The sequence below is a fragment of the Curtobacterium sp. ME26 genome (genome assembly GCF_903970945.1).
GTDB lineage: Bacteria > Actinomycetota > Actinomycetes > Actinomycetales > Microbacteriaceae > Curtobacterium > Curtobacterium citri.
Genome location: NZ_CAJCKG010000022.1, coordinates 1 through 14,197, shown reverse-complemented (window position 1 = coordinate 14,197; position 14,197 = coordinate 1). Strand labels below are relative to the sequence as shown.

The 14,197-nt window shown below is 66.6% G+C and carries 15 protein-coding genes, 1 tRNA gene and 1 pseudogene; 3 read left to right on the top strand and 14 right to left on the bottom strand.

Going from position 1 to position 14,197, the window contains the following annotated elements; genetic code table 11:
- Window positions 1-128: 128 nt before the first annotated feature.
- The gene (locus H7A69_RS10225; RefSeq protein ID WP_022904520.1) at window positions 129-335 is read right to left on the bottom strand and encodes a cold-shock protein; all 207 of its coding nucleotides are present in this window, start codon (window positions 333-335) and stop codon (window positions 129-131) included.
- A 393-nt stretch (window positions 336-728) separates the two neighbouring features.
- Here H7A69_RS10225 and H7A69_RS10220 point away from each other — a divergent pair, with 393 nt between their 5' ends.
- Window positions 729-1,112 carry an SseB family protein gene (locus H7A69_RS10220; protein ID WP_182046929.1) on the top strand — a complete coding sequence of 128 codons (384 nt, stop codon included), beginning with the start codon at window positions 729-731 and terminating at the stop codon, window positions 1,110-1,112.
- Between the two features lie 92 nt (window positions 1,113-1,204).
- Here the strand turns inward: H7A69_RS10220 and radA are convergent, their stop codons facing one another.
- Together radA and H7A69_RS10210 are read right to left on the bottom strand one after the other, a co-directional pair.
- Entirely contained in the window at window positions 1,205-2,566 is a 1,362-nt protein-coding gene (gene radA, locus H7A69_RS10215) for a DNA repair protein RadA (RefSeq protein WP_182046928.1), read from the bottom strand.
- 9 nt (window positions 2,567-2,575) lie between these two features.
- Complete coding sequence (locus H7A69_RS10210) at window positions 2,576-3,724, bottom strand: SGNH/GDSL hydrolase family protein (RefSeq protein ID WP_182046927.1); 1,149 nt, start codon at window positions 3,722-3,724, stop codon at window positions 2,576-2,578.
- A 141-nt stretch (window positions 3,725-3,865) separates the two neighbouring features.
- Between H7A69_RS10210 and H7A69_RS10205 the strand changes: the two genes are divergently transcribed.
- Window positions 3,866-3,955, top strand: a tRNA-Ser gene (locus H7A69_RS10205).
- Between the two features lie 394 nt (window positions 3,956-4,349).
- On the opposite strand, the gene H7A69_RS10200 is transcribed toward H7A69_RS10205, so the two are convergent.
- From H7A69_RS10200 to H7A69_RS10170, 7 genes are all read right to left on the bottom strand, one after another.
- On the bottom strand, window positions 4,350-4,793 hold the full coding sequence (locus H7A69_RS10200; RefSeq protein WP_182046926.1) for a hypothetical protein: 444 nt from the start codon (window positions 4,791-4,793) through the stop codon (window positions 4,350-4,352).
- Between the two features lie 33 nt (window positions 4,794-4,826).
- Entirely contained in the window at window positions 4,827-5,279 is a 453-nt protein-coding gene (locus tag H7A69_RS10195) for a hypothetical protein (protein WP_182046925.1), read from the bottom strand.
- Window positions 5,276-5,797, bottom strand: a complete 522-nt coding sequence (locus tag H7A69_RS10190; RefSeq protein ID WP_182046924.1) for an HNH endonuclease — start codon at window positions 5,795-5,797, stop codon at window positions 5,276-5,278. Before H7A69_RS10190 ends, H7A69_RS10195 begins: the two co-directional genes overlap by 4 nt.
- A gap of 285 nt (window positions 5,798-6,082) precedes the next feature.
- Entirely contained in the window at window positions 6,083-6,541 is a 459-nt protein-coding gene (locus H7A69_RS10185; RefSeq protein WP_182046923.1) for a hypothetical protein, read from the bottom strand.
- A gap of 115 nt (window positions 6,542-6,656) precedes the next feature.
- Window positions 6,657-7,295, bottom strand: a complete 639-nt coding sequence (locus H7A69_RS10180) for a nuclease-related domain-containing protein (protein ID WP_182046922.1) — start codon at window positions 7,293-7,295, stop codon at window positions 6,657-6,659.
- A gap of 484 nt (window positions 7,296-7,779) precedes the next feature.
- Window positions 7,780-8,466 carry a hypothetical protein gene (locus tag H7A69_RS10175; protein WP_182046921.1) on the bottom strand — a complete coding sequence of 229 codons (687 nt, stop codon included), beginning with the start codon at window positions 8,464-8,466 and terminating at the stop codon, window positions 7,780-7,782.
- Between the two features lie 438 nt (window positions 8,467-8,904).
- Complete coding sequence (locus tag H7A69_RS10170; RefSeq protein WP_182046920.1) at window positions 8,905-9,156, bottom strand: hypothetical protein; 252 nt, start codon at window positions 9,154-9,156, stop codon at window positions 8,905-8,907.
- Window positions 9,157-11,239: 2,083 nt separating this feature from the next.
- Between H7A69_RS10170 and H7A69_RS10165 the strand changes: the two genes are divergently transcribed.
- Entirely contained in the window at window positions 11,240-12,331 is a 1,092-nt protein-coding gene (locus tag H7A69_RS10165; RefSeq protein WP_182046919.1) for a tyrosine-type recombinase/integrase, read from the top strand.
- Window positions 12,332-12,576: 245 nt separating this feature from the next.
- Here the strand turns inward: H7A69_RS10165 and H7A69_RS10160 are convergent, their stop codons facing one another.
- From H7A69_RS10160 to H7A69_RS17660, 4 genes and pseudogenes are all read right to left on the bottom strand, one after another.
- Window positions 12,577-13,227 (bottom strand): hypothetical protein, encoded by a 651-nt coding sequence (locus H7A69_RS10160; protein WP_182046918.1) that lies wholly within the window; start codon window positions 13,225-13,227, stop codon window positions 12,577-12,579.
- Between the two features lie 79 nt (window positions 13,228-13,306).
- Window positions 13,307-13,699, bottom strand: coding sequence for a hypothetical protein (locus H7A69_RS10155; protein WP_182046917.1), 393 nt, complete (start codon window positions 13,697-13,699; stop codon window positions 13,307-13,309).
- A 70-nt stretch (window positions 13,700-13,769) separates the two neighbouring features.
- Window positions 13,770-13,979, bottom strand: a complete 210-nt coding sequence (locus H7A69_RS10150; protein WP_182046916.1) for a hypothetical protein — start codon at window positions 13,977-13,979, stop codon at window positions 13,770-13,772.
- Window positions 13,980-14,081: 102 nt separating this feature from the next.
- Window positions 14,082-14,197: pseudogene (locus H7A69_RS17660) on the bottom strand (IS30 family transposase); the annotation flags it as partial.

The following is a 14,197-nucleotide window of genomic DNA, read 5'->3' as shown; positions in this document are numbered from 1 at the left end:
CGGTACGTCACATCGCTAGGTTGTCTAGCAATGTGCGCCGAACGGCCCGCGGCGCGCCCGCTCGACCCCCGGGAACAGCGAACGGGCCCGCCGTCCGAAGACGACGAGCCCGTTCCGAGCAGCTGAGGTCAGCCGATGACCGAGATGTTCTCGGCCTGCGGGCCCTTGCGGCCCTCGGTGATCTCGAACTCCACCTTCTGGTTCTCCTCGAGCGACTTGTAGCCGTTGCCAGCGATCGCGGAGAAGTGCGCGAAGACGTCAGCGCTGCCGTCGTCCGGAGCGATGAAGCCGAAGCCCTTTTCGTTGTTGAACCACTTGACGGTGCCAGTTGCCATGATGGCGTTTCCTTAACTTTCTTGCCAGGCGAACGTTCGCTGCCTGTCTTGCGGGACGGCACTTGCTGCCGCCGATCCGCCGACGAGTGTCGTCGGATCGTTGCGTTCCGCGGGCATGGGCCGGCGGCACGGGTTCGGGGCCAGGCGACCTGAGAGGGTCAGTGACCGATGGCGCTCGAAGGTGCAGAGCACCGGAAGAACGATGGACTCCCGCCGGAGCGGTTGTGACCAACCTACCGCGCCAGCGCCGCAATGGAAGAGTCCTGGGGAGAAATCGACGGCGGATCCGGGACATCGCCGGTCGCGATGCCTGAAGACGGCCGTTCGCGCCCAGCCAGCGGTGGTTCGCCTTCCTGGTCGCTCGACGCGCGAGAATCTGGTGGACTAGGGGCGATGGCAGACAAGGAACAGCGCTTCCGGAGCGAACAGCTCGAGGAGGCCCTCGCGAAGCAGGACGTCGCAGCGGTCGCGTTCGCCCTGCGCAACGACATCGTGATCGTCCCGCGGCTCGTGACCGGGAAGAAGGACATGCAGGTCCGGGTGTTCGGGCGCGAGGGCTCGAACAGGCGCATCCTGCTGCTCTTCTCGTCGGCGGACGCCTACACCGCGATGGTGCCGGACGAGAAGGTCCGGCAGGTCATGGTCTACGACGGGCCCAGGCTCGAGGAGTTCCTCGCTGCGCACCTCGACTCGCTCGAGGGCGTGTTCTTCGACATCGCCGGGCCGCACACGATGCAGGCGGCGCCGGCGGACCTGCTGGCCGCGCTGCGCGCGTAGGCCGCGGCTGCCTTCCGGGCTGCTGGGCTTGCTGCGCTTCCGGGTTCCGGCCTGGAGGCGCTGGTCACCTCCGACCGGCGACCGCGCGTCCGTCAGAACGCGCGGTCGAGCTCGCGCTCGCGGACGGACTGCGTCAGCGAGAACGCGGCGCGCAGCGCTTCGCGCAGGTGCTCCGCGTCTGCGCCGAGCACCGTGGTGAAGCCCAGCCGGGATGCCTCGCTCGCTCGCTGCTTCGCCCCGGTCGCCGGGCGGATCTCGCCCGCGAGGCTGATCTCGCCGACGGCCGCGAGCGTGTGCGGGTACGGGCGGTCACGGGCGGCGCTCGCCAAGGCCAGCGCGATCGCGAGGTCGGCGCCGGGCTCCGTGAGCTTCATGCCGCCGACCGTGGAGACGTAGACGTCGGCGTCGGAGAGCTTCAGCCCCGCCCGACGTTCGAGGACCGCGAGCAGCATCGCCACGCGCGACGCGTCCACCCCGTTCACGACCCGTCGCGGCTGCGGCGCCGAGCTCGGCACGACGAGCGCCTGCACCTCGACCGGCAGTGCGCGGCGACCTTCGAGGGCCACGGTCACGCAGGTCCCGGACACGGGCGTGCCGTTCCGCGACATGAAGAGCCCGCTGGGGTCGGGGACCTCGTGGATGCCGTCGCCGGCCATGTCGAAGCAACCGACCTCGTCCGTCGGGCCGAACCGGTTCTTCAGCGCGCGGACGAAGCGCAGGGCCGTCTGCCGGTCGCCCTCGAAGTGGCAGACCACGTCGACGAGGTGTTCGAGCAGTCGCGGTCCGGCGATCGTGCCGTCCTTGGTGACGTGCCCGACGATCAGGACGGGGAGGCCTCGCTCCTTCGCGACGCGGATCAGGGTCGAAGCGACCTCGCGCACCTGCGACGTGCCGCCCGCGATGCCGTCGATCGTGCTCGACGAGATCGTCTGCACGGAGTCGGCGATCACGAGGTCGGGCTGCACCTGGTCGATCTGGCCGAGGATGACACCGAGATCGACCTCGCTCGCCAGGTAGAGCTGGTCGTGCATGGCGTTTGTGCGCTCGGCACGGAGCCGGACCTGGTCGACGGACTCCTCGGCGCTGACGTAGAGGACGCGCTTGCCCGTCGCCGCGGCGCGTGAGGCGACCTCGAGCAGCAGCGTCGACTTGCCGACACCCGGCTCACCGGAGAGCAGCACGGCGGCCCCGGGGACGATCCCGCCGCCGAGCACGCGGTCGAACTCACCGATGCCGGTGTTCCACCGCTGCACCGCGGTGCCGCGTGCCTCGGTGATGGGGCGGGCCACGCGGGTGCCAGCGACGGCGACCGGAGCGGTGCCGCGCGAGCTCGCCGATGCGGCGGTCGTGTCCTCGACGGTGCCCCACGCCTGGCACTCGCCGCAGCGGCCGACCCACTTGATGCTGGTCCACCCGCACTCCGTGCAGCGGTAGAGGGACTGGGTGCGCGCCATAGATCGAGGCTATGCCGCTCCGCCGACACCACCGTGCTGTCCGTCCGGCTCTGCGCGGTGTGCGGGGGCGTGCGGTCGGTCGTGTCCGGTGCCGGTGCCGGTGCCGTTGCCGGGTTCGTCGGTGTCGGGTGCTGGAGCGCCCTGCGCCTGCACGTGCTTGTTCGCGTGCGGCTGCTGGTCGTCGTGCTCGTCGTCGTCGTCGTGGTCGTGGTCGTGCTCGGGCTCGCCGCTCCGCACGGGCAGCGGGATCGCGCCGGTCACGCGCTGGCGCAGGCGCTCGACCCGACCCGGACGCTCGCCGTGCTCGAGCTCCTCCGCGTGCTCGTTGTCCTGCTCCGCCCGTGCGCTCGCGACGGCGCCGGCCTCGCTGCCGAGGTCCTCGGCCTCGCGAGCGGACAGGTAGTGACGGATCGCAGCCACCGTGTCGACCCGCGCGTCGACCGCCGGCTCGAAGGCGCTCGCCCAGATCTCGTACCCCCGGTCGTTCGGGTGGAACAGGTCGCCGTAGCTGTTGAAGAACGTCCGGCGCAGCCCGACGCGCTTCGTGATGACGTGCAGGGGGGCCACCGTCAGCCCGAACTCACCCGCGACGCGGTGCACGATCTCGTTGGCGACCGCGACCTTGCGCTCCCGGTCCGGCACGAACATGCACGGCAGCTCGGCGACGATCGCGTGCGACGGCACGGCCCCGTAGATCGCGCGGATGTTGCGCTCGAACTTGTCCGGGTGGAAGTCGGCGATGTCGTTCGCCCCGATCGACACCGTGCACACGTCCGGCGTGTAGTTGCGGAGCTTCGGGAGCTGGTCCTGCTTCGCGCCCCACGTCGTCGATCCCGAGACGCTGAGGTTCACCACGCGGACCGACATGCGCGACCGGTGGCGGATGCGCCGTGCGAGGAGCCCGACGTACCCGCGACCGGGGGCGGTGGCGCCGACCCCCTGTGCCGCGGAGTCGCCGATCGCCAGGTAGGTCAGCTGCCCCTCGTGCTGCAGGCGCTCCCGCCACCAGTCGGCGTGCACGGGCAGCATGTCGACCACGCGCTGCGAGGCCGCTCGTTGCCCGCGGATCCCGGCCCTGGCGCCGAACGCCCCGCCGCCGACGACGGCCAGGCCACCGATGACGGACGTGAGCAGTGCGACGAGGGTGCGGGTTCTCATGCCGGAGACCGTACGCGGGCTGCCTCGTCGGTGACCCTGTTGCGCCGGGTCGGTGAGCGCGGATCTCGACCGGACCGCCTGTGGAGGGGAGGCGACGTGCGGTGGTCGAACGGCCCTCCCGGATCGTGTAGGATCTTTCCCGGTACCGTGTCCGAGCGGCCGAAGGATCATGTCTCGAAAACATGTGTGGGGGCAACTCCACCGTGGGTTCAAATCCCACCGGTACCGCCACAGAAAACCCCCGTTCAGGCGGGGGTTTTCTTGTTTCTAGCCGTGCCCGTGGTGCGTCTTTGGTGCAGATCTTGCGCGGGACGTCCCGTGCTGCACAGCCGAAATCGCCCCCAAACTCACGCCAGTGTCGGCCCGACGCGTTCAGCCCGGGCCAACGCTCAGCACCTTCACTCCGGTCCTGAGTGAGATTGAGATGACGACTTCGCGCTGCGCAAGCTCTAGATCTGCGCGCAGGTGTGTGGTGACGGCTCGCGGAGGACCCCAGAACCACAGGCTTGCAGCCGTTGTCGCCCGTGGCACTGAGGTATACGTGCAAGCAAGGGTGCGACGTAGCTTAGTTGGACCGCGGCGCTAGCTTCGGTCTCCATCTTGAAGGTGGTACCGATGCGACCGGTTAGGAGCGCCGGCTCAAGCCCGTGTCGACGAACCAGAGCCAACTGGTCAAGTGCGCTGCTCCGATCCCCGAATTGATGCGGGAGTACTGCCTGCGGGAGACCCCGTGCGCTGCCGCATGACGGTTGAATGTCGCCGGGATCGGGTCGCCGCGGTCGGGGAAGTACGGCCGGTAGATGCCCTGGAGTTGCGCGAACGCGAAGAACTGACGCGACGTATACGTGTCCGGGTCCTTGCGTGTGTTCGGCGAGTGTGAGGTCACCTCCGCGCGCAGACTCGTCGACATCCAGCGACGCGTTGTCGTGTCCAGAGTGTTCGCCACGAACGCCTGAGCGAGCTCATGATGACCTTCACGGATGCCTGCGATAGCCTTCTGCGCGAGCGTGGCGCACGGTGCAACCTCCGACGAGGCCACTTTCTGCAGCACAGCCTCGCAGTCGCTCAAGGTCGTCTTCCAGCGTCGACCGAAGATGACGCGCTAAGCGGAGGCCGAGCCGGCGGCGTGCAGCGCGTCGATCGTCGTCGCGCGAGGCACCCACGCAATCGGCAGCCCTTCTTCGAGCATCCAGGACTTCATCTCGGCGATGGTGAGCTCTGCCTCGGCATCGAGGATGTTCACGGGGTGAATGCCCCGTGCCATGTCCTCCCACGACGGCAGATTCGCCAGAATTGAGCCGAGAGTGCTTGACGTCAGTCCTGGGACGATGAGGCTGGAGAAGGTCGTCGTGACGTTACGGATCAGATCCTGCGCGATCGACGAGCTCGTGATCGTGGTCGCCCAGTCCGTTTTCGGCGTGCGCCACGGAGGGTTCGTGAGGATACCGGGCGGCAGATCGAAGGTGTATTCCGGCATGATGTTGCCGAATCGTGCGCCGATTCTCGAGAGGTCGCTGAACCAGCGAGAACCATCGAAACCGTTTGGTGGACTCATCGCTCGTCTCGTCGTTGGGTGGCGTGCGGGCTCTCGAGAGCACTCGCGAAGCGCGCTCGGGCCGTCTCAGCGACGAGGTCGTCATCACCGAAAAGGTAGTGCTCGCGCCGGCCGTTGCACCAGCGATGCGTTGCGCGAAGGTTGTCCAGCTCGTCGCCTCCGCCCTCGGTCACGCGGACGATGTGGTCGATTGCCGGCGCGAGGTCCTCGAACGGTCGCGCGTTGCGGTCGATGGGGATCTCGCAGATCTGGCATACCCAGTTGTCGCGCTCGAGGACGATCGGCCGGTTCCTCGCGAACTCCGGTGACAGCTCGCGGGTCTTCGACGTAGGAGCGGAGCGCATTCGTGGCAGGGCATCGCCTCGTTCCCGGCTGCACCGCGAGCGGCCACACCCGACTGGGCGTCTGGACTCATCGATGACCTTGCGGCGGCAGTCCTCGTGCTCAGCTGCGAACGCGGTCGAGAGCGCTTCCCATTCGCCCGTCACGTGCGCGACGAAGCGCTCGTCGAGGTTCATCGCGATCTGGGCGTGGCATCCGTAGCAGCGCCCGGTGCGTGCGCCCAGGTAGAGCAGACGGCACTCGTTTGTGCAGTACTTCCGGTTCCGCAGGTGCGTCGGGTACTGGATTCCGCAGCCGCCGCAGCGAAACGCGGCCAGCGGTCGGTCCGCGGCGAGAGGGCGAGGCATTGGCATCCGTTCGTCAGTAGCTCGCCATGAACGTACCGGGGCGTCAACGCGGCGTGAAGCCCCGGAAGTCCGTGACCCTGAACCGCCAGAAGTCGACGCCCGTGGAGCAGCACCTCACGCTGCGCGGAGCCTCGTGATCCGCTCGCGGATGCGGGTGTCGAGGTCCTCGAACTCGTCAAGGACGTCCATCGCGGCGTAGGCGCTGCCGCGGACCCGCTCGGTGACGGCTTCGACGACACGAGCCTCTTCGAGGACCTGCACGCCGCGGTAGACGCTGCGCTCGAGAACATTGCCGAGCGCGTCGACGAGCTGCTCGACCGTGATCACGGGCAGCGACAGCAGGACCGGCAGGATGCGATCGGCGGCGCTGCCGGCGCGCGGGGCGGCCTGCTGCCGCCACGCAGCCTCGTACCGGGAGAACCCGCGCGCGGTGCCGCGGGCCTCGCGCGCGGCCGTCTCGACGCAGAGCGCCAAGTCGGTGACGATCGGCGCCGTGTCGCTGGTCCGGTAGGCCGTGAGCAGCGCGAAGTAGTGCGTCGTGTCGGCGGCGAGGGCGCTGGCGACCGGCAGCACCGTGTGCGGGGTGATGCCCCTGCGGCGCAGGATCTGCGTCGATGATGTCAGTTATTCGAGCAAAGCGACGATACCCGCAGCGTTGTCGCCAAGACGAACGTGCGGACCGCGTAGCTCAGGCCGGCGGGAAGTGCGCAGCGAACGCCTCAGCGACCGCGGTGACGTCGACCGTCCCTTCGAGCGTGGAGAGCCGCTTCGGCCAGCGGACGTCGATGCCGCGGACAGTGAACGAGCCGCCGAAGAGCGGCCAGTCGGCGTCGACGAAGCAGAGCGCGCCGTGCACGGAGACTGGGCCGACGACGTCCTGGACGAGCGCCATCTGGTGGAGCATGCTGTCGACGAGCTTGGTGCGGTCGCCGCCGATAACGAGTTTCTCGGTGCGGGAACGGAACAGCTCACCCTCGACCTGCAGGCGCGGCCGCTTGTTGCGGTAGCGCTTCGCGTCGACGACCCCGACGCCGGCGCGGGTGACAACGATGTGGTCGATGCTCGCGCGGGAGCGTGGGCTGGGACGGTCGTGGAGCACGACGATGTGTTCGTCGGCGATCGCGTCGAGTGCTCGGCCGACCTCGGCCTCGCCGGCGGCGCCGTACTTCCACGCGACGGTCCTCTGGCGTTCACCGGAGAGCGCGACGGCGATCGTGCCGATGCGGCCGCCGCCCCAGGTCTCGCGGATCTTCGCCTCGTCGCGTGCCCGCCGGCGGTCGTATTCCCGCTTCGCGGATGCGCCGGCGCCGGTGTCGTCCGTCCCCATGATGTCTACCCAGTCAAATCGGGGACGCTTACGGCGAGCCCCCATGCGGGCTGCAGGCTCCAGCCAGGACGAGCATGCGAGTGCCACGAGGACTGGCCATTCTGCTTGCGGCGGATCCGTTCGCGTGAGGGCAATGTGCTTGAGGACCAGATTCGGGCCGTGTAACTGATGGTACCTACTGGAATCAGAGTGCAGGTACACCATTAGGTACGCCCCGATCGGCGCCGTCGCGAGCAACTGAGAGGGCGTACCTGCTCGTACCTGGTCCCTTCTTGAAAACTGTTCGTGGGGTAAAAATTGTTCACCGAGTTGATGCCGAGGGCTCCATTTGCCTCCTGTAAGCGATTTATCCCCCGCATCAGGTCCACCAGTTACACGAGAGGAAATCCCCGATCAGCAGCGGGATTCAGTGTATCTGGCACGCAGGTACATGGCCGATCGAGCAGTTACACATGCAGGTACCGTCCAGCTCGACGTTGACTGACTAGCCCAACCGGAACGCACTCGCTTGCTCTGCGAGGCGGAGCACGGTGTCGTGTCGACCGGTTCGTAGCGATGCTGCTGGACTGAGGCCACCGAGATCTTGGTCTGGCGAGTTGAGCCAGACGGCGTCGCCCCAAAGATCGTCACCTGCCGGATCAAGGCTGGCCAGGATGTCCCGAAGTCGAGGTATGAGCTGAGCTTGCTCATCGAATTGGAACGAAGGAAAGAGGTGGAAGTGGTCCGCAGAATCGACGACCAGTACGTCGCGGTCTGCGACCAGCACCTCGAGAGCTTCGCAGTCGATACCCAGCAGAGCGAGCACTCCCGCGGTGTCGTAGAAGGGGCCGACTCGTTCGTCGAGGATCGCGGCCGAAGGATTCGCTGAGGCGCTATCAGCAGTAGTGAGCGCGCGGATGATCGTGGCAGCCTCCTCGCCGGTCATGCGACCGTCCGCGACCCGTTTGCCTACCTCTCGAACGACCGTGTTTCGGACGGCACGGCCTCCCGCGCCGAGCGCAGCATCAGCAAGCGCAATCGCCTCTTGGGAACGAGCCTCGCTCTCTTCGAAGCGACGAGTGCGATCGATGTGTTCGAGCACACGCCGAACTGCGTCTGACACGTCAGCGGCATTAGTCGCCAGTTCTGCGACCAAGCGGCGCAGGATCGGGTCGTCAGTCCAGGCAGTCATGCCACGCGCCTCTCGGGGTGAGGGCGGAGACCGATCACTGCAAGCTCTTGCGAAGGTGACGCTCCGCACTGAACCTCCAGAGCACATGAAGGCTCCGGTACTCGCCCTTGCGCCAGGCAAAGAGCCCGGTGCGACGCCATACGTGCATCGCACACATGCGGAAGCTGTTCGTGCAAAATGCTCGCTGATCCTCGGTGAGGTGGTTTGGGAAGGGCCCTGGTAAGCCTTCGAAGTCCGGCAATAGGTGCTCGAAGACCTCCCGAAACGTTGGTCCGCGTCCCTCCCGACTCCGGTGCGCGGCAATGAACTGGGCGGCGGCCATGGCCCACTCGTCGCCCGCAGGCCCCTGCGTAAGCTCTTCCATCAGGTATGCCCAAGTTGCGGGAGGAGGCGTCAGTATTTCCGGCCACCAGAAATCCGGTCGCGCTACGAGGCGAGTCATGATCTGGCCTCCAGGCGAGCCAGAGCTCTCTCCCACGCCTCAGGCAGTGTACGGCGCACCACAAGAACCCAGCCGACGAGGTTTTCCTTTTCCCGCTGATTTAGCTCGGACCATCCATGCCGGCCCCTGTCGGGGCCTGCTGCAAAGCGATCGGCGATCAGGTGCGCGGTTTCTTCCGCGAGGAGGGCATCAAACATATTTGGCGCAGCGAGGGGCTCGGATGCTGAATCGGGGTTCTGCGGCTTCATGGGCTAACTGAGACGCTCACGACTCGCCTGTGGGGATTGACCATGCGATTGAATCTGCCTTGACGTTGAGGCACGCGCAACCTCCGAGTCGAGTCCTTCGGTCGCTTCTGCTCGTTTACCAGCAAAAAGAGACTTCAACCAGGACTTGAAGCTTTGCGGTCAAACTCGGCCCCGGGCCGAACTACGAGTGATCGAGGGGTCGCTCGACTCCTCAGCTGCCACCTAGCCCAGGGGCGATCGCGCCGATGTCGCCTGCCTGCGCCTCGTGTTGCTAAAGGGACGGCTGCTTCGCTTAGACGAAGACGCGAGCATCGGATGCGTAGCCGCCAGGGCCATCGATCGCCTCGGTGTGACCACGCTCGGACCACCGCGCGGCCATCCGGCCCGTCGAAGGAGGAGCGAAGCCGCCGTTCAGGGACCTTCTGGCCAGTGCGGGGGCCAAGCGGGCCCAGGGCTGACCGTGGGGGGCCACCGGCTGGTCACGCAGCGCGTCGCACGTCGAATTCGTAGGGCGAGGGCTTCGTTCGCGCTGCGAAGCTGCCGCGCTGACCAGGCCGTGGCCACCTCCGGGCCAAGCGGCGGACAGATCGGGCCATCTCCTGGTCGGAAGAGTCCGTCTATTGGTCAGTGGAAGATCGAGACGAAGAGCCGCAGGGACGTGCGTTCCTCGGGCGCCCGCCTGTCGCGGCCGGAGCGTGCAAATGGAGCCGAGGTTAGACGCATCCGCTCCCTGATGGAGCGAAAGAAGAGCCTGCAACTGCGTCCCTTCGGGACGGCGCGGAAGGCCTGCGACGACGCTCGTCCCTCGGTCGCCGCGATGCGGCTGCGCCGCTGCAACAGACCCGCAGGAGAGGTCTCCGCGATGCTGCGACCTGCGCTGATGCGAGACCAATGGCCGCCGCGTGCCCGCGTCGGCGTCGGGGAGGAAGGAGGCTGGTTCCGCAGGCTCCACCACCCCCGCGGCCGCTGCGCGACCAGACCGGTACCACTGTGCCAACAGGCGCTCAGTGGTGGTACCGGTCGATCCCCGACTTTCCAGGGGCTACGGATGGTCCTGGTACCAGCCCGCGCTTCGCGTCCTCCGGATTCCGGTCTGGTACCAGATGGTGTGGCACCATCCGTTTCCCCTGATCACAACAACAGTTGTGACCTCGATTCGTCGCTGAAGCTCCGATCTCGGCGCAGAGAAGAAAAGGGCATAAGGGGGAGTGGCACAAACCGGCGTTTCCATCCTCGCTGCGCTCGTCGGAATCTTGGTTGGTGGTCGGCGCAGCCGACACTCCTTCGGGACCCCTGAGCCTCTCTCTGCGCTCGGTCTCCGGTGGCCCTCACCCCTCGTCGCCGGCGCTCCTTGGGGCCCTTACTGCGTCGCTGCGCTCCTTGCCCTCCAACGCCCCATCGGGGGCGTTCTCGGGTGCCTTGCGCCGGTGCCGATCCTCCGCGTTGCTCCCCCTCGGACACCGGCTGGGATCCACCCCTGCCGGGGTGGCATCACGAGCGCGCCCTATGGGCGCGTGAGAGGCCAAACGTCGCCGACAGGACTGCTTACCCAAGCGTAGGTCCGGGATAATGATTGACGAATCGATCCCAAATAGGGGTGTCAGGGCACGCACTCGTGCCCGGGGCGCTTGGCGAGAGCCCTCCGGGCTGCGCTCCCGGCTGACCAACTTCCAGCGCCAGGGTAGAAGAAAGTTGCTTTGCTCTTGGTTTTGTGCCCTAAGCTGGCCGCAGGTCCGGATGACATGAAAGGGACCAGAGCCAGCGACGGCTCGACGAGTGGGTACGCCAAGCAACCGTTAACAGGTTCGGCTATCACGGCCTCCTCGAAAGCATCGACTTTCGAGGAACACCCATGTCTCCGTCTTCTCCCGCCCCGCTCGCGCAGCCCCGTGAACTGCTCACGCCGGACGCCCTTGCCGCTCGGCTTCACGTGACAACCCGCAACTTACGGCAATGGCGCCTCACCGGGGCGGGCCCGCGGTTCGTTCGCGTCGGGCGGTTTCCGCTTTACCGGCAGGAAGCCGTCGAAGCGTGGCTTCTCGAGCAGGAGTACTCCAGCACCGCCGACGAGCTGCGCTGAGCCATGGGAACAGTCAAGTCTTACGAGACAAAGACCCGAGGCAGGCTCTACGAGGTTTGGTACACAAAGCCTGACGGGACGCGCGGTCACGATCGCGGCTTCCGCCGCAAGACCGAAGCCCTGAACTATCTCCACACTATTGAAGTGTCGAAGTTGCGGGGTTCCTACGTCGACCCGACGGATGCGCGAGCAACGATCGGCGAGCTTGGTGCGAGCTGGCTCGATATGCACCGATTCAAGCTCACGCAAAGCAGCTTTCACTCCGTTGAGAGCTGCTGGCGCGTGCACGTCGAACCAAAGTGGGGTGATTACGCCGTTGGGCGCGTCACTAGGCGGGATGTTCAGGCCTGGTTGAACGAGCTCGGAGAATCGCTCTCGCACACCTCCGTAGCTAGGGCCCGCGATCTCCTTGCTGGCATCTTCGATGAGGCGGTCGAGGAAAACCGCGTAGTGAAGAACCCTGCGCGCGGACTCGCTGTGAGGAAAAAGCCGATTGCTGACGAGGTGTTCCTGACCCACCGGCAAGTTGAGGCGCTCGCCTCTGAGGCCAGGTACGGCGATCTTGTTCGGATACTCGCTTACACCGGCCTGCGATGGGGCGAAGCGACGGCCCTACGAGTTCGCAATGTCGACCTTGGCCGGCGGCGTCTCAACATCCGAGAGGGCGTGACTGAGGTAAACGGCCAGCACGTACTGGGCAGCGTGAAGTCACATGAGCGACGGTCCGTTGCGTATCCCGACTTCCTCGACTCGGCTGTTGCCGCGGCTTGTCGGAACAAGCACCCCGACGATCGCCTCTGGTCGTCACCGGTTGGAGGCTTTCTCCGGCCGGGGCACTCCCGTCAGGGGTGGTTCGCGAAGGCAGTCCAACGGTCGATGGCGGCCGACGCAAGCTTCCGCCGAGTCACACCACATGACCTCCGGCACACCGCTGCATCACTCGCGATCAGCGCCGGCGCCAACGTTAAAGTCATCCAACGGATGCTGGGCCACAAGTCGGCGAAGGTGACTCTCGACACTTACGCGGCGCTGTTCCCTGACGACTTGGACAACGTCACCTCCGCATTGAGCAGGCAACGAGCGGAACAGGTATAGCGGTGGTCGTGGTCGTGGTCGTGGTCGTGGTCGTGGTCGTGGTCGTGGTGACGGTCGCGCCCACGGGCGTGACCTCCTCGGCCCTGAAGCTCAAGTTTCATTGCAGGACACGGTCTCGCATAGGGCACCTTGCCGGAATCTATTTCGGACCAGCTATCTGAGACAGGGGGAGCGCCGAAGTTACGCGGACGGAGACAGGCGACGCTCCGTCTCGCTGAACGACCGGCTTACGGACAGTGACGATCTCAGTCGAATTGGTCGGGGTGGTACGGCGCTGACGCGCCGGCGTAGAAGATGACCTGGGCGTGCGGCCCGACATCGCTCTGCAAGCGCCCGGCAGTTTCAAGTCCGAGGACGCGGGTCTCAGCGTCGCCGAACGGCGTCCCGACTCGTTCGGTGAGGGAACGCCAGTGAACGAGTGCTTTGGCTGTTCCCTCACGGGCGCCCGCAGCACGCGCCGATCTGACGTCGCGCTTCCCGTCATGCAAGAACTCGACCTCTGTCCCTGGTCGTCTGCTCGGCAGTACCACGGCCGTCCCCGACTCGGTCAACATGTCGATGCCTTCGCCTGCGCCGCACCAGACGTGCGTGTCGTCACCGAGCTCGAGCTGGACGCGGCTCGCGAGGGTGAATGCCTCGACCCTGTGGGCGGCCAACACCTCAGGGGACACCGAAGGCGACGGGACAGGGCGGGACTCGTCACGGTCGTCAAAGACGGCGTCCCACGCCTGCTCGAAGACGTCGTTCCACGCCTGCAGGTCGCGCCGGAGGGACGTGCTCAGTCCGAGGCTCGTGGCTTCCGCGGCGCCGGAGTGTTCACTCGACCGCGATCCGCGGTACCACAGCGGGGAATCGTCGACCATGTACTCAGCCATCACGAGGATGATCACGCTCACCACCAGGACAGCGTACGACGGCGTCCGGCAGAGGATCGGCGATCGGACGCTTCTTCGACGGCTTACCAAAGCTGCGCTTCTACGACGTTGCTTCGTCGCTCGATGGGTGCTGGTGCTCTTCACCGCCGTGGAGCCAGTTCTCGATGATCGATCGGGCGTGGGCTCGGTCACGGTCTGTGGGGGCGGTGATCATGGCGGCGCGGCGGACGAACGCCCACATCAGCGTCTCTCGCGGTACTCCTCCGACGCTGCGCCAGTCGATCGCCGGGAACCGCTCGACACTGACGACCTGCGCTCGTCGGATCCGAGTGGTGAGCAGGTAGTCGCGGAGCACCAGCTCGTCCTCCTGGAGGTCGATGCCGGCCGAGACCCCGCGGACAGCGATGAGTGCAGCAACGCCCACGAACAGGAGAGCGCAGGGCCAATCACGGGCGTCTTCAACCAGGACGACGACGGCGAGCACCGTGAGCACGGCTGCGCCTGCTCCGAGTGCGGCGCGTGTCGCGACGGGTACCGGAACGTCTCGCCGTGTCCGCACTGCCTCACGCACCGTTCGCGACGGTGAACGCGGCCACGAGCCCCGCCACCAGGACGATAAACCCAGCCACGAACCACGGGACGGCGGAGGGAGCCCACCGCTGCTGCCCCCACCCGTGGTGCCGTACGGTCTTGACCACGGCAACCACGAGAAGGGCCGTTCCGATCACCATGCCCGCGATCAGGATCGGCAGGAACAGGTCAGCTCCGTTCATGGCTCGACTGTAGACATCACCCCCCCCGTTGGCGGGCTGGATCTGTGCTGACTGGCTAGCCGACAGCGACGCCGCAGAAGTGTCCGGGACCCCATGGCGGTTTCAAGGGGTCGTTGCAACGGGTGGTTGTGTCGGGTCCGACAGTAGCTGTTCAAATGCCTCGGCTGGCGTGCGGTAGTCGAGGGTCTTGCGAGGCCGTCCGTTGAGTTCGGCGGCGA